The 13996-nt window shown below is 71.3% G+C and carries 14 protein-coding genes; 8 read left to right on the top strand and 6 right to left on the bottom strand.

Annotated features, from left to right (window positions below):
• Positions 1 to 14: 14 nt before the first annotated feature.
• Positions 15 to 377 carry a YciI family protein gene (locus GFH29_RS05055; RefSeq protein WP_228387774.1) on the bottom strand — a complete coding sequence of 121 codons (363 nt, stop codon included), beginning with the start codon at positions 375 to 377 and terminating at the stop codon, positions 15 to 17.
• Positions 378 to 644: 267 nt separating this feature from the next.
• Here GFH29_RS05055 and GFH29_RS05060 point away from each other — a divergent pair, with 267 nt between their 5' ends.
• On the top strand, positions 645 to 1502 hold the full coding sequence (locus tag GFH29_RS05060) for a YihY/virulence factor BrkB family protein (protein WP_228387775.1): 858 nt from the start codon (positions 645 to 647) through the stop codon (positions 1500 to 1502).
• Positions 1503 to 1509: 7 nt separating this feature from the next.
• Here GFH29_RS05060 and GFH29_RS05065 read toward each other — a convergent pair whose 3' ends face one another.
• Positions 1510 to 2280, bottom strand: coding sequence for a response regulator transcription factor (locus tag GFH29_RS05065; RefSeq protein WP_153322330.1), 771 nt, complete (start codon positions 2278 to 2280; stop codon positions 1510 to 1512).
• A 139-nt stretch (positions 2281 to 2419) separates the two neighbouring features.
• Between GFH29_RS05065 and GFH29_RS05070 the strand changes: the two genes are divergently transcribed.
• Complete coding sequence (locus GFH29_RS05070; protein WP_153322331.1) at positions 2420 to 2722, top strand: hypothetical protein; 303 nt, start codon at positions 2420 to 2422, stop codon at positions 2720 to 2722.
• A gap of 531 nt (positions 2723 to 3253) precedes the next feature.
• Here the strand turns inward: GFH29_RS05070 and GFH29_RS05075 are convergent.
• The 4 genes from GFH29_RS05075 to GFH29_RS05090 all read right to left on the bottom strand — a co-directional run bounded on the left by GFH29_RS05075 (position 3254) and on the right by GFH29_RS05090 (position 7494).
• Positions 3254 to 4516, bottom strand: a complete 1263-nt coding sequence (locus tag GFH29_RS05075) for an HNH endonuclease signature motif containing protein (protein WP_153322332.1) — start codon at positions 4514 to 4516, stop codon at positions 3254 to 3256.
• Positions 4517 to 4627: 111 nt separating this feature from the next.
• Positions 4628 to 5050 carry a DUF3224 domain-containing protein gene (locus GFH29_RS05080; protein WP_153322333.1) on the bottom strand — a complete coding sequence of 141 codons (423 nt, stop codon included), beginning with the start codon at positions 5048 to 5050 and terminating at the stop codon, positions 4628 to 4630.
• Between the two features lie 115 nt (positions 5051 to 5165).
• Positions 5166 to 5882, bottom strand: a complete 717-nt coding sequence (locus GFH29_RS05085; protein WP_153322334.1) for a hypothetical protein — start codon at positions 5880 to 5882, stop codon at positions 5166 to 5168.
• A gap of 85 nt (positions 5883 to 5967) precedes the next feature.
• The gene (locus GFH29_RS05090; RefSeq protein WP_153322335.1) at positions 5968 to 7494 is read right to left on the bottom strand and encodes a class I adenylate-forming enzyme family protein; all 1527 of its coding nucleotides are present in this window, start codon (positions 7492 to 7494) and stop codon (positions 5968 to 5970) included.
• A gap of 285 nt (positions 7495 to 7779) precedes the next feature.
• On the opposite strand from GFH29_RS05090, the gene GFH29_RS05095 reads away from it, so the two are divergent.
• From GFH29_RS05095 to GFH29_RS05120, 6 genes are all read left to right on the top strand, one after another.
• On the top strand, positions 7780 to 8589 hold the full coding sequence (locus GFH29_RS05095) for an IclR family transcriptional regulator (RefSeq protein WP_153322336.1): 810 nt from the start codon (positions 7780 to 7782) through the stop codon (positions 8587 to 8589).
• Between the two features lie 181 nt (positions 8590 to 8770).
• On the top strand, positions 8771 to 9718 hold the full coding sequence (locus GFH29_RS05100; RefSeq protein WP_153322337.1) for a hypothetical protein: 948 nt from the start codon (positions 8771 to 8773) through the stop codon (positions 9716 to 9718).
• A gap of 157 nt (positions 9719 to 9875) precedes the next feature.
• Entirely contained in the window at positions 9876 to 10841 is a 966-nt protein-coding gene (locus tag GFH29_RS05105) for an ABC transporter permease (protein WP_153322338.1), read from the top strand.
• 5 nt (positions 10842 to 10846) lie between these two features.
• Positions 10847 to 11881: an ABC transporter permease gene (locus GFH29_RS05110; RefSeq protein ID WP_153337587.1), complete on the top strand. Its 1035-nt coding sequence runs from the start codon at positions 10847 to 10849 to the stop codon at positions 11879 to 11881.
• On the top strand, positions 11878 to 12936 hold the full coding sequence (locus GFH29_RS05115; RefSeq protein ID WP_153322340.1) for an ABC transporter ATP-binding protein: 1059 nt from the start codon (positions 11878 to 11880) through the stop codon (positions 12934 to 12936). The genes GFH29_RS05110 and GFH29_RS05115 overlap by 4 nt, the downstream gene beginning before the upstream one ends.
• Positions 12933 to 13982: an ABC transporter ATP-binding protein gene (locus GFH29_RS05120; RefSeq protein ID WP_153322341.1), complete on the top strand. Its 1050-nt coding sequence runs from the start codon at positions 12933 to 12935 to the stop codon at positions 13980 to 13982. The genes GFH29_RS05115 and GFH29_RS05120 overlap by 4 nt, the downstream gene beginning before the upstream one ends.
• The last annotated feature ends 14 nt before the right edge of the window (positions 13983 to 13996 follow it).

Raw genomic sequence — 13996 nt, forward strand, 5'->3', positions numbered from 1 at the left:
TCAGGGGCTCCGGTTCACTCGCCCGGCGCCTCCGGGCCCTCCGAGATCTGGCGCAGGGTCGAGATCACGGTGGCCTCGGGCCAGTGCTTCGCATGCAGCTCGGCGAACTGCTGCTGGTCGGCCACGGCCTCCTCGACGGTGTCGTACTGCAGGAGGGACCAGCCGCCGACCACCTCCTTGGCCTCGGCGTACGGTCCGTCCACCCGGCTGACGTCGCCCTGACGGACCACGAAGTTCACGGCGTCCTCGGTGCCGTACAGGCCGCCGCCGTCGAGGAACACACCGTTGGCGGCCCGCTCGCCGATGTAGGTGTCCATCGCGTCGAACAGCGACTGCGGCGGCATGCCGATGCCCTCGGCCATCCTCACGAATCCCATGAAACGCGGCATCTCGATCAATCCTCTCGTTGGCTGCTTCTCGCACAGACGTCGAACGGCCACCCGGTTCTTCGACATCGGATCTCGGGGGTTCTCCTCGCCGCGAACCTCCGGGCATCGACACCAGCCCCGCGTCGGCGAATGATGAGCCGAGTGACGCGCAGCCCGGAGCAACGCACGGGCGCCGGAGCCGACGATGCGGTCGCCCCGGCGCAGCTGTCGGCGCGGGACTGGCGAGAGCTCATACGTCGAGCCGGGGGCCACCTGATGGAGGCGCGCCTTCCGTACCTCAGTGCCGGGGTCGCGTTCTTCGCGGTCTTGTCGGTGGCACCGATGCTGGTGACCGCGCTCTCGGTCTACGGCGCCCTCAACACCCCGGCCCAGGCGCGGAGCCAGCTGGCGCAGATGGCACAGGTGCTGCCGCCGCAGGTGCACGTGCTCGTCACCGACCAGCTGACCAGCATCACGACCGCCTCGACGGAGGTGCTGACGGTGCGCGGTGTGGTCGGGCTCGTGCTCGCGCTGTGGACCGCCACGACCGCCGCGGTGGCGCTCATCGACGCGCTGACCGTGGCCTACCACGAGACCGAGACCCGGGGCTTTGCCCGGCGTACGCTCCTGGGCCTGCTGTTCGTCCTGGGCGGCGCGCTCCTGCTGGGCGCGGTGATCGCTCTCGCCGGCGTGATCTCCCGAGCCGCAGACGATGCTCCGGGCTTCGTGCGAGCCGCGGTGGCGGTGCTCGCGTGGCCGGCGGCCGCGGTGCTGATGAGCACGATGCTGGCATTCCTCTACCGGTTCGCCCCGGACCGGAGGGACCCGCAGTGGCGATGGACGACGTGGGGAGCCGTGGGCGCCACCCTGCTGTGGGCGGCGACCTCCGCCGCGCTGTTCGCCTACGTGCAGAACCTCGGCACCTACGGGACCACCTACGGCTCGCTGGCGGGGGTGGCCATCAGCATGTTCTGGCTCTGGCTCACCGTCCTGCTGGTCGTGTTCGGGGCGGCCGTCAACGGGGAGTCGGAGCGGCAGACCCGGCGCGACTCCACGACCGGCCCGGAGCGGCCGCTCGGCGAGCGCGGCGCGGTCGTCGCCGACAGCACGCCGACCCACCTCGACCAGCCCTGACCGCCGCTCAGGCCGCATCGAGGAAGGCGCGGACGCGTGCCACCGCCTCGGTCCGGCTCTGCACCCCGAGACGGAGGAAGACGTTCTCGAGGTGCTTGCGGACCGTCGCCTCGGAGACTCCGAGGGTGCGGGCGATCTGCGCGTTCCCGGCTCCGGTGGCCACCAGGCGCAGGACCTCCCACTGACGGGGGGTCAGATGGGGCTCGCCACGAAGCTCCCGGGCTCGCCGGGTGTGCAGCTCCGCCAGGTGCGGGCGAACCAGCGCGAGCATCGCCTTCTCGTGATCGGAGAAGTCGGGCTCATCCTTGCGCCAGAGCAGGAGACGTCGGTCCAGGCCCCCGAGCGGTGGCAACGGGACCAGGAGCTCGTCCTTCACACCCATGTCGTGGAGCAGCGAGCCGAAGGGAGTGTTGGCGTACGCCCGGCCGCGTGAGATCTCCGCGTGGTGGACCAGGGTGGAGTGGTCACCGGTCCTCAGCGGGCCCGCGCAGCCGTGCTCCCCCCAGAACTGCTGCCAGAACAGCGTCAGGTACTCGTCGGTCGTCCCGACGACCTCCTCGCGTTCCACCCCGCTGTCGTTCACGCACAGGGTCCAGACCCGCTTCTCGGCGACGTCCATCAGCTGGAAGGTGATGTCGAAGCACGGGATCAACTCGCGCAGGCCGGCGAGGACATCGGCGTAGAAGATGTCGTCGGCGGCAGCGGGTCGGCACCGATCGAGGACGTCCAGCAGGGCGCACAGGTCATCACAATCGGTGGCTGCCCCACTGTCTGACACGGCGCTACCTCCGTTGCGTCCGTGCCCACCACACTACGACCACCGGGCAGGCTGCGGCATGCGCGATATCGCGTACGTCGATCCGCCAACGGCGAACGTCGCATTGGCGTCTCCGCGGGGCCGGGTGCACCGTCGGAGCATGTCCACCGCACCGATCACCCGCCGAGGGGCCGCCGGCATCGCCGCGGCAGCCACAGGCCTGGTGGTCGCTGCCCTGCCGGTCGCCACCCTCGCCAGCGCCCACGTCGAGCCGGCACCTCCCGACGTCCCCGCCCACATCGACCGCACCGACAACCGCACCGACGGCGACGGTGACTACAGCACCGGCGGCAGCCACGTCGAGCGAGGCTGCTTCATGGTGCGCTCCAGCTGGGGCGAGGGCGGCGAGCACGTGCCCCGCTGCTACACCTACATCCGCAACAGGCCGGCGGAGCTGCGCTGAGCGACGGCCTGCCGGTGCTGCGCTGATGCGCCGCCGCCTACCTGTTCATGGCTTGTAGACGATGTGGAACCGATGGTCCAGCTCCTCGGTGATCAGTCGGATCAACCGTGCCGCTTCCGCATCCAGTCTGGCGCTGCCTCCGGCTTGGCACATCGCGACCCCACGCCACGACGGCGGCAGCAAGCGCCTCGCTGATGCCCCACTCACGGACCAGATCCTCGCCGTCCACGAAGATCGCACCGTCCTGGTCCCACAGCGGTACGTCGACGGTGTCCTCGGACATGAACTTGATCTGTGCGCTGTCGCGAGGGCCTTCCCAGGGTTCGTCGTCATCGGCGCTGTATCCCGCACGCGGGAGCGCGTGCCAGCCCAAGCTCGCGTCGGGAGAGAGGATTCGGTCCGGGGGCGGTTCGCGCATCGCAGCATTGTGGTCTGCCTCAGGCTCCGCCGCGATCAACTTCTGCACAGGCCGCGCGATGTGCTCGTGAAGGTGCGTCCTTCTGTCGCTTATGAGGAACCAGCGCGGTCGGCCTAACAGCGCCGGTGGAAGGTGAGCTTCCCGTCGGGCAGGTGGGTGGTGTCGTAGGCGGGGTCGTGGGCTCGGGCGTGGTGGCGGGGGCAGAGTAGGCGGCCGCTGGCCACGCTGGTCGCACCGCCGCGCGACCAGGGCAGGTCGTGGTGGGCGTGGCACAGACCGGGTGGCCAGTCACACCCTTCGGCGGTGCAGCCACCGTCGCGCAGGGCGAGGGCGACGCGGTGGGTCTTGGTGTGGAACCGGCGCTTGCGGCCGACGTCGAGGGGGCGGCCTTCGCCGTCGAGAACGGCCGGCACGATCCCGGACTGGCAGGCGAGGCGCCGGGCTTCGGAGGCGGAGATGGTCTCGCCGGTGTGCAGGTGCGCCGCACGCAGCCCGCCGAGCAGCGAGTCCAGGGTCATCGTGACCACGATGGTCGCGGCGACGCCGCCGGCGTCCGGGAGTCGGTCGGTGGGGTAGCGCTCCAGGTACTCACAGAACGCCTGCCCCATCCGCTCCGGACCCGGTCTGCCCTCCGCTGTGCCAGGGCCGTTCACCGCGCGCTGATGCTTCGGCGCCGCGATCGCCAACAGTGCGGCGCGCAGCATCGCTGCGTGATGGGTCGGGATCGTGAACCGGCCGTGGGTCTTGCCGTGCCCGTCATCCGACATCGTCAGCCGGGCCGCGGCACGCGCGGCGGCCTCCTCACGCTCGAGTCGGGCGGCCTCGGCGGCGTCGGCCTGCTCGGGAGCAGCGACCTCCACCAGCCGCTTGGCCAGACGACGCAGCGTGATCGCGTCGTGCTCACCCGCCTGCTCCAGGAGGAACTCCTCCGCACGGGCTCGGATCTCCTCGTCGACTACGTCGGCGGGCAGGTCATCGACCGCGTCGACGATCACCTGCGCCTGGTCCAGGTGGATCCGACCGGCCGCCAGGGCCTCACGAACACCCTCGTGATGGCCGGTGTCCAGCGCCCGGGCCAGACGCATCAACCGGTGCGCCTCGGACCGGGTCAGACGCGACTGGTGCGCCCACCAGTTCGCGGTGCTCGTCGCCCCCACCGCGTCACCGACCTCGACACTGTGGGCGTGCGCGGCCACCCGCAGCCGCAGCTCCTGCAACCGGTCGATCTCGGCGCCCAGGTCCAGCAGCGCCGCCCCGGCCTCCGCCTCGCTCAACGACCACACCGGCACATCGGCAACCGCGTCCAGGGCGTCGTGCACGCACGCCACCGCCGCGGCCACCGGGTGGCCGGATCGGGACGGACGAGGTGCTTCCATGGACCTACTCAACCACCGACCACCGACAGTTCTGGCCGACGTTCTCCCAGGTCAGAGCACCTGTGGACAACCGCACGGAGCCCTCCGACAGCCCCCAGGGCAGGGCTGAGCTCAGCCCTCGAGCGTGTAGTCGAGCAGCAGCCGGTGGGTCCCGTCGGCGTCGACGACGATGCCACCCGTGCCGGCGATGCCGGAGAGGTCCCCGGCGCCGCTGTGCGGGACGATCACGAGGTGCTCGTCGAAGCGGTCGGTGCCGTGCGTCGACGCCGCGTGCACCACGTTGAAGGTGCCGCGCCGTCCGCCGAGCACTCCGTCGACGGCCTCGACGGCGGCGTACGAGCCGTGCCCGGTGTCGGGATTCAGACAACCCAGGAACCAGGTCACCGAGTGGCCGGCCAGGTCTCCCTGGAAGGTCTTGACCAAGTGGGCGAGAGCCGCAGGCGCGGACGTCTCCGGGACCGGCGTGCTGCCCACGGTGGTGGGGGAGCCCACCGGAGTCCAGTCGGAGACCGTGAAGGTCGAGGTCGCGTGCATGGAACGACGCTAATGACCCCGGGCGACGTCGGCCACCACGAATCCGGCGGCCGTCGTACGACGACGGGCCCGGCCCACCGCGAGGTGGACCGGGCCCGACGGCGTACGACGCAGCTCAGCCGGCGAGCGTGCCCGGCTTGAAGACGCCCAGGAACGAGGCGATCAGGACCAGCACCCAGATCGAGTAGACCCACGGCACGGCGCGCTTCATCGCGCCGCCGATGCCGGCCTCGACCTCGGGGGTGGAGCCGGTGGTCATCAGGGCACCGAACGCGGGCCCGAACGGTCGCAGCGCGACCCGGATCATGATCCCGCAGAAGATGCAGAGGGCGTAGGCGATGATCTTGCCGGCCAGCCACTTCGGGTTGGTGTCGACGCCGAACGGCGAGTCGACCACGAGGGCGTAGCAGGCGGCGGCCAGCAGCCCCACGGTGATGGCGATGCGGACCACCCAGTCGGCGCGGTAGGCCAGGTCGGCGTGCTTCGCGGGGGACTTGAAGAAGGCGATCAGCATGATCGCCAGCCAGGCGAGCGAGCCGACCCAGGCGAGCACCAGCGGCCACCCGTAGAAGATGTCGCGGCCGATGTCGCCGGCCGCCATCAAGGTGACACCGCTGGGCAGCATCAGGATCAGGCAGACCCGCGGCGCGAGGTCGACCATGTGCATGATCTTCATGGCCGTCGCGCGGGCGGCCGGCGTGATGCTCGGGTCGACCACGAACTTGCTGGAGTAGAACACTCCGAGGTCGCTGCCCAGCCAGTAGGTCACCAGCAGGATGTGCAGGAGGATCGCGAAGCTGTGCAGGTCGAAACCGACTGCGGGTTCGATCATCGCAGCGAGGTCCATGGGTCTCCGTTCGAGGGCAAGACGGGGTGGGGAGCGCCGCGCGGGCGGCGGCTCCGAGGCAGGGGCAGGTTCAGAGGTGGATGTCGCGCTTGACGACCTTGCCCGCGGCGTTGCGGGGCAGGGCGTCGGTGGTCGACCAGCGGCGGGGGATCTTGAAGCCGGCGAGGCGCTCGCGGCAGAACGACTCCAGGTCGTCGGTGTCGAGGGTCGCGCCGGGCGTCAGGACCAGCACGGCGGCGACCTCCTCGCCCCACTTCTCCGAGGCCACGCCGAGCACGGCCGCCTCGGACACGCAGGGGTGCTCGGCCAGGACGTCCTCGACCTCGCGCGGGTAGACGTTGATGCCGCCGGACACGATCATGTCGCTCTTGCGCCCGACGATGTGGATGAACCCGTCCTTGTCGAGCGAGACCAGGTCGCCACAGGTCACGAAGCCGTCCGCGGTGGTGCAGCGGGCGGTGGCGTCGGGGTTCTTGAAGTAGCCGTTCATCAGGTACGGCGAGCGGCTGAACAGCTCGCCGCTGCCGCCCGGGCCGACCTCGGCGCCGGCCTCGTCGATGACGCGCACCTCGGTCATGAACCACGGCTGGCCCACCGACCCGGGACGCCGGGTCGCCTCGTCCGGTCGCAGGTTGGTGATGATGCCGCTCTCGGTCGAGCCGTAGAGCTCGTGGACGTCGACGCCGGGGAAGGCGCCCATCACCCACTGCTTGAGCTCCCAGGGCAGCGCCGAGGCGTTGAAGTACAAGGTGTCCAGGCTGGACAGGTCGGTCGCGGCGATCGCCGCGTCGCCGAGCCCGCGCAGCATCTGGGCGTGGGCGGGCACCAGGAACACCGACTGCACGCCGTGCTTCGCCACCAGCTCGAGCATCGCGGTGGGCGACCACTTGTTCAGCATCACGACGGTGCCGCCGGTGAAGACCGGCGCGTAGCCGAACGCGAACCCGGCGCCGTGGTACATCGGCGCGACCGCGAGCGAGGTCCGTCCGTTGCCCAGCCCCCACTCGGTGGCGGCCTGGTAGAAGGTCAGCGCGCGCGAGCGGTGGCTGATCATCACGCCCTTGGGCTGCCCGGTGGTCCCCGAGGTGTAGGCGATGCAGAACGGGTCGGTCTCCGCGACCTGGCGGCGCGGGTCGACCGGCGAGGCGGCCGCGAGCGCCGCGTCGTACGTCGGGAACTCGGTGCTCTGCCCGACGACCACCAGCGGCAGCCCGGCGGCGCGGACGGCCGGGCCCACGACGTCGACGAGGTCGTCGGCCGCGATCACGGCGCGGGCCTCGGAGTGCTCGAGGATGAACTGCGCCTCGGCGGCGGTGTAGCGCGGGTTGACCGGGACCATCGTCATCCCGGCCATCGCGATGCCGCAGGCGATCTCGGGGTGCTCGAGGCGGTTGCCGAGGCCGACGGCGACGTGGGCGCCGCCGTCGAGACCGAGACCGATCAGCAGGTTCGCGACCCGGGCCGCCCGCTCGCCGAGCTGCGCGTAGGTCAGGGTGCGGTCGCCGTCGATGACGGCGAGACGGTCGGGCGTCGCGCGGACGAACTCACGGACACCGTTGGCGATGTTGAGCGGGGCGCCGCCCGGGGCGAGTGACATGGGTAGCCCTTCCGATTTCGGGATACGAAACAGCGTTCCACACCATGGCATGCCCCGTCCAGCAGTTCCCGCCGGTGGTCGGGGATCGGACGTGGTCGTCTGAGCCAGCCCCCCTCTTGTCTTGCGAGGACGGGGAGAACGTGGGAGAAACGTCATTGCCCTGCGTGGAACAGGTGGACGCGGCGAACCGTTGAGCGCTGCGAGGCCCGACGGGGCGACGTGGGCGGCTCTCGCCCCGCTACGACGACGACACGATGTCCAGACATCTCCCAAGGAGTTTCAGCTATGTCCCCCACGGCCAAGTCGGTCGCCGGCGCCGAGAGTCACGGCAGCGCCACCATCGCCACCGTCGAGCGCGCGGCGGACATCCTCCTGCACCTCGCGAACACCCGCGGCCCGGACTTCGGGATCACCGAGCTCAGCGAGCAGCTCGGGATGTCGAAGGCGGCGATCCACCGGGTCCTGGCCTCACTGCGCAGCCGGGGCCTCGTCGACCTCGACGAGCGGACCCGCCGCTACTCCCTCGGCGTCGGCGCCCTGCGCCTCGGGCTCGCCTACCTCGACCGCATCGACGTACGCCGGATGGGGCGCCCGACCCTCGAGCAGCTCTCGGCACGCACCAACGAGACGGCCACCCTCTCGGTGCTCCTCGGTGGGCGCGAGCGGATCTACGTCGACCAGGTGACCCCCGATCGCGAGGTCATCATGTCGGTCTCGCTCGGCGAGCCCTATCCCCTGCACGCCGGCGCCTCGGGGCGCACGTTCCTGGCCTTCCTCCCCGAGGAGCAGGGCGAGACCTACCTCAACGAGGTGCCCCTGGACGCGCTGACCGCCAGCACGATCATCGACGCCGACACCCTGCGCGCGTCGATGGCCGAGATCCGCGCCCAGGGATGGGCCCGGTCCTCCGGCGAGCGCAAGGGCGGTGCCGCCTCGGTCGCCGCGCCCATCCGCAGCCACGACGGCTACCCGATCGCCGTGATCAGCGTCTGTGGCCCCGCGGAGCGCCTGGCGGGGGAGTTCGAGGGCTGCCGCGACGCGCTGGTGCACGCCGCCCGCACGATGTCGCGCCAGTTCGGCTGGACCGGGGAGTGAGCACGGGGGTCGCCTCGGCGATCCCAGATTTAACATGAACGTTCCTCCGTTACCCCTTGTGGAACAGCGTTCCCCTAGGTGAAACTCCTGTCTAGCGCGGTGCTGCCGGCCGAGGTCGGCGCGCGTCGTGCCATCAGCTGGTCGTCCGCGTCTGCGGCGCTGCACAGGAACGAGGAACGCGATGGGATCGCACCGACCCGTGCTGTACGGCGGCCTGATCTCGACCGCGACGCCGCAGGAGCACGTACGCCTCTTCGGTGACGTGTTCGAGATGGCGGTCGTCGGCACCACCCGCCTCGACGCCGCCGCGGCTACCGCGCTCTTCGGGGCCACGCTGAGCGGAGCGGAGCTCGTGGTCCTCCAGACGCCGGGCGTCGAGTCCGGCGTGGTGCTGGTGAGCTTCACGCCCTCCTCGGCGGAGACCGTGCGCACCTACGGCACCCGGGTCGACCGCGACGCGCTCAAGGTGATCGACTTCTACGCGCCGGACTACGAGGCCGCGATCGCGCACGCCCGCGCCCTCGGTTACGAGGTCGTCGAGGCCGAGGCCGAGTACGAGCTCGCCGCCGGCACCTTCCGTGAGGCGCACCTGTGGGCGCCCGACAACGTGGTGACCGCGTTCCTCGGCGGGCCGGCGGAGTTCTTCGCCGACTTCGCCCAGGTGCGCGACCGCCGTACCAGCGAGGTGCAGAGCATCTCCGCGCCGGTGAGCGACGGCGCGTCCGTCGTCGACTTCTACCGCGAGGTCCTCGGCTGGGACGTGGTCTTCGAGTACGCCATCGACGACCCGAGCTTCGCTGCGCTGGTCGGCGTCGAGGAGCCGCTCCGGCTGCGCTCGCGCAACGTCGGCCCGAGCACCCGTGAGCCCTACCTCGGCCTGATCGACTACGGCCTGCCCGCGGGCGTCGGCGGGTCCCTGCTCGGCCGCAGCGTCGCTCCGCGACGCGGGCTGCTCGGCGCGGTGGTGCTCGTCGGGGACCTCGAGGCCGTGGTGGCCGCTGCCGGCGACGCCGCGGGGCCGGTCCAGGCCCTGGACCCCGTCGCCTTCGTGGGACCGCACGCCTGCGTGCTGACCCCGCCGCACGGGGTGCCGCACCTGGTGCTGGAACGCACAGGGCTGACGGCGTGACGAGAGTGTCCAGGAATGCCGACGGCGCGGTCCGTACGACGGGCGCGCCGGACGGCGAGAGGAGTGGAGCCGTGAGGCGGACGCAGAGGGACGTGGGGCGCGACGCGCACCCCACCGCTCGAGGGGCCGGTCGAGGGGCCGGTCGAGGGGACGCAGCATGCTGAGGATGACGCTGTCGCGGCTCGCCTCGGCGGTCCCGGTGCTGATCGTGATCTCGATGGTGTCGTTCGCGCTGCTGCGGCTCTCGCCCGGCGACCCGGCGCTGCTCTCGGTCGGGATGGAGGCACCGGCGGAGGCGCTGGCCAAGGCCCGCGCCGACATGCGGCTCGACGACCCGATCTGGGCCCAGTACTGGGCCTGGGCCACCGACATGCTGCGCGGTGACCTCGGCACGTCGTACTCCGACAAGGCGCCGGTCACCGACGCGATCGCGGACCGGCTGCCCGCGACGCTCCAGCTCGCCGTCATGGCGCTGCTGCTCATCGTCGCCATCGGCGTCCCGCTCGGCGTGCTGTCCGCGCTGCGCGCCAACCGGCTCACCGACCAGATCATCCGGGTCGGCTCGCTGGCCGGCATCTCGGTGCCGAACTTCGTGGTCGCGCTGTTCTTGGTGCTGGCCTTCGGGTGGTGGTTCCCGGGGATCATGCCGTACCAGGGCTACGTCGCCCTGGGCGAGGATCCGCTGCTCAGCCTCAAGACGACGTTGCTGCCCGCGATCGCCCTCGCCGCGCCGCAGATCGGCCTGGTGGCCCGGCTCACCCGGTCCAGCATGCTCGAGGTCCTCGGCCAGGACTACGTGTCCGCGGCCCGGGCGATGGGCGTGCGCGAGCGGGTGATCATCTGGAAGGACACGCTGCGCAACGCGCTGCTGCCGGTCGTGACGGTGCTCGGCGTGCAGACCGGCTTCCTGCTCGGCGGGTCGGTCGTCGTGGAGACCGTCTTCGGCATCCCGGGCCTGGGCCGGCTGCTCGTGGAGTCCTTCACCATCCGCGACTACCCGGTGACCATCGGCGTGATGATGTTCATCGCCGCCGTCTTCGTCTTCATCAACATCGTCGTCGACCTGCTGTACGGGGTCATCAACCCGCGCATCCGGGTCGGCTACGCGAGCGGGAAGGAGTGAGCGCGGTGAGCACCAGCATCCCCACCCCACCCGCGGTCGAGCCGAAGGCGCCGGCGAACGCGCCGGCATCGGTCCACCGGGCCGACGAGGTCGGCCTGCTGCGCCGGCTGGCCTCGAACAAGCTCAGCCTGATCAGCCTGATCGGCGTCGTGTTCTTCCTGCTGCTGGCCCTGGTCGGGCCGTTCTTCTCCCCCCACGACCCCGCGGCGCTGGGCGACGACCCGATGGCCGCGCCCAGCGGCGAGTACTGGATGGGCACCGACTCGGTCGGGCGTGACGTGTTCTCCCGGTTCCTGCACGGGTCCCGGGTCTCGATCCTGGTCGGCTTCCTCGCGGTCGTCTTCGCGCTGGTCGTCGGCACCGCGCTGGGCATGCTCGCCGGCATGCGCTCGGGCAAGTGGCGCGACTCGGTGATCATGCGGCTGATGGACGTCATCTTGGCGTTCCCGCTGCTGGTGCTGGTGCCGGTGATCACCGGCATCATCGGCCAGCGCGACCTCTCCCTCGGGCCGATCCCGATCGGGCCGGAGACGCTGGTCGCCATCGCGATCGGCATCGTGCTGGTGCCCGTCTTCGCCCGCATCGCCCGCGCCAGCGTGCTGGCCGAGATGCGCGAGGACTACGTCATGGCCGTGCGCTCCTTCGGCGGACGCAGCCGCGACATCCTGCTGCGCAACCTGCTGCCCAACATCGCCGCCCCGCTGGTCGTGCAGGCCGCCTTCGGCCTGGCCATGGCGATCACCGTCGAGGCGGCGGTCTCGTTCCTCGGCCTCGGTGTGCAGCCGCCCGGGGCGAGCTGGGGCACCCTGCTCGCCGACGCGCGCCAGTACGTCACCCTCGGCGCCTGGTGGCTCGTGGTGTTCCCCTCGATCGCGATCGCGCTGTTCGTGCTGGTCTTCAACCTGCTCGGCGACCAGCTGCGCGACGAGCTCGACCCGCGGGCCAAGACCGCGATGAAGAAGAAGTCAGCGAGCCCGCGACGGGCCCGCCGTGGCACCGACCCGGTCGCCACCCCCGACCGTGTGGAGGGAGAGCGATGAGCGCGATGACGACCGACGAGGCGACCAGCGGCGAGGCGTCCCAGGACCGGGAGGTCCTGCGGGTCACCGGCCTGCGGACCAGCTACCTGTTCCGCGGCACCCCGGTCCCCGCCGTACAGGAGTTCGCCCTGTCGGTGCGACCCGGCGAGATCGTCGGGCTCGTGGGGGAGAGCGGGTCCGGCAAGAGCACCGCCCTGAAGTCGATCCTCGGGATGCTGCGACCGCCCGCCGAGGTGGTCGCGGACGAGATCGTGCTCGACGGCCGCGACCTGCGTGGCCTCTCCGCCGAGGAGGCGCGACGCGTCCGGGGCGGGGAGATGTCGATGATCTTCCAGGACCCCATCAACTCCTTCAATCCGGCCTGGACGATCGGCAGCCAGTTCCGCCGGGTGCTCGCGCTGCACCGTCCCGACCTGCGGCGCAAGGAGTACGACGAGGAGATCATCCGGCTGCTGCGCGGCGTCGGGATCGACGGCGCCGGCAAGCTGGACTCCTACCCGTTCCAGTTCAGCCAGGGTCAGCTCCAGCGGATCATGATCGCCGTCGCGTGCGCCAGCAAGGACCTCAAGGTGCTGCTCGCCGACGAGCCCACCACCAGCCTGGACGTGACCATCGAGGCGCAGGTGCTCGACCTGCTCCGCACCCTGCGCGCCGAGCGCGGCCTGGCGATGGTGCTGGTCACCCACGACCTCTCGGTCGTCGCGGAGATGTGCGACAAGGTGGTCGTGATGTACGCCGGCCGCGTGGTCGAGGTCGCCGACGTCTTCGACCTCTTCGAGCGCCCGCAGCACCCCTACACCGCCCAGCTGCTGCGCGCGATCCCCGGCTTCCCGCACGACGGCGAGCGGCTCTACGCGATGCGCGGGGCGGTGCCCGGGCTGGACGCGGAGATCCGCGGCTGCCGGTTCGCGGACCGGTGCGACGCCAAGCTCGGCGCCATCTGCGACACCGACGACCCCGAGCTCTACCCGGTCGGCGACCGGGGCGCGCGGGCCGCGTGCCACCGGGTCCTCACCGACCTGCCCACCCCGATGGTCAAGGAGACGAGCCGATGAGCACCCGACCCCTCGACGACGGCGCCCCCGCGCTGGTCTCCGTGCGCGGCCTGCGCACCCACTTCCCGGTCGGCGGCGGCCTGCTGGCCCGGGCCCGCGGCAAGCAGCAGGTCGTGCACGCCCTGGACGGCGTGACCGTGGACATCCGGGCCCGCGAGACCCTGGCCGTGATCGGGGAGAGCGGGTCCGGCAAGAGCACCATGGGGCGCAGCATCCTGCGCCTCGAGGAGCCGACCTCGGGCACCGTGGCCTTCCGCGGCAAGGACGTCACCTCGCTCTCGCGCGAGGACCTGCGTCAGCAGCGCCAGCACATGCAGATGGTCTTCCAGAACCCGTACTCCTCGGTGAACCGGCGCAACCGGCTCATCGACATCATCTCCGAGCCGCTGCGCGTGCACGGGATCGGTGACGCGGCGTCGCGGCGGGCCCGGTCCCTGGAGCTGCTCGAGCTGGTCGGGCTCAACCCCGACTTCCTGCACCGCTACCCCCACGAGGTCTCCGGCGGGCAGCTGCAGCGCGTCGGCATCGCCCGGGCGCTGGCGACCGGGCCGGAGTTCCTGGTCGCCGACGAGCCGACCGCGAGCCTCGACGTCAGCGTCCGCGCGCAGGTGATGAACCTGCTCAAGGACCTGAAGGAGGAGCTCGGCCTGACGCTGATGTTCATCAGCCACGACCTCGCGGTCGTGTCCTACATCGCCGACCACATCGCGGTGATGTACCTGGGACGCATCGTGGAGGTCGGCACCAAGCAGCAGCTGGAGTCGGAGCCGCAGCACCCCTACACCCGGGCGCTCTTCGCGGCCGCGCCGAAGCCGGACCCGCGCCAGCGCAAGAAGGAGGCGGTGCCGCTGGGGGAGGTCCCCAGCGCGATCGACCGGCCCGCGGGATGTCACTACCAGCCGCGCTGCCCCCTGGCCATGGACATCTGCGCGGTGGAGTACCCGCCCCTGGAGCTGAAGGCGCACGGCCAGCAGGCGGCCTGCCACGCCGTCCCGTCGGCCCCGCTGCCGGCCGGCGTCACGGCGCTGCCGCTGACGACGGCCTGAGACCGGGCGTCCGG

It is taken from the genome of Nocardioides sp. dk884, from assembly GCF_009557055.1.
Classification (GTDB): domain Bacteria; phylum Actinomycetota; class Actinomycetes; order Propionibacteriales; family Nocardioidaceae; genus Nocardioides.

Coding starts and splice junctions, on each gene's coding strand:
- GFH29_RS05080 (WP_153322333.1), bottom strand. CDS start 5,050: ATGCACGCGACCTCGACCTTCACGGTCTCCGACTGGACTCCGGTGGGC.
- GFH29_RS05105 (WP_153322338.1), top strand. CDS start 9,876: ATGCTGAGGATGACGCTGTCGCGGCTCGCCTCGGCGGTCCCGGTGCTG.
- GFH29_RS05070 (WP_153322331.1), top strand. CDS start 2,420: ATGTCCACCGCACCGATCACCCGCCGAGGGGCCGCCGGCATCGCCGCG.
- GFH29_RS05075 (WP_153322332.1), bottom strand. CDS start 4,516: ATGGAAGCACCTCGTCCGTCCCGATCCGGCCACCCGGTGGCCGCGGCG.
- GFH29_RS05100 (WP_153322337.1), top strand. CDS start 8,771: ATGGGATCGCACCGACCCGTGCTGTACGGCGGCCTGATCTCGACCGCG.
- GFH29_RS05090 (WP_153322335.1), bottom strand. CDS start 7,494: ATGTCACTCGCCCCGGGCGGCGCCCCGCTCAACATCGCCAACGGTGTC.
- GFH29_RS05060 (WP_228387775.1), top strand. CDS start 645: ATGGAGGCGCGCCTTCCGTACCTCAGTGCCGGGGTCGCGTTCTTCGCG.
- GFH29_RS05095 (WP_153322336.1), top strand. CDS start 7,780: ATGTCCCCCACGGCCAAGTCGGTCGCCGGCGCCGAGAGTCACGGCAGC.
- GFH29_RS05055 (WP_228387774.1), bottom strand. CDS start 377: ATGGGATTCGTGAGGATGGCCGAGGGCATCGGCATGCCGCCGCAGTCG.
- GFH29_RS05085 (WP_153322334.1), bottom strand. CDS start 5,882: ATGATCGAACCCGCAGTCGGTTTCGACCTGCACAGCTTCGCGATCCTC.
- GFH29_RS05120 (WP_153322341.1), top strand. CDS start 12,933: ATGAGCACCCGACCCCTCGACGACGGCGCCCCCGCGCTGGTCTCCGTG.
- GFH29_RS05115 (WP_153322340.1), top strand. CDS start 11,878: ATGAGCGCGATGACGACCGACGAGGCGACCAGCGGCGAGGCGTCCCAG.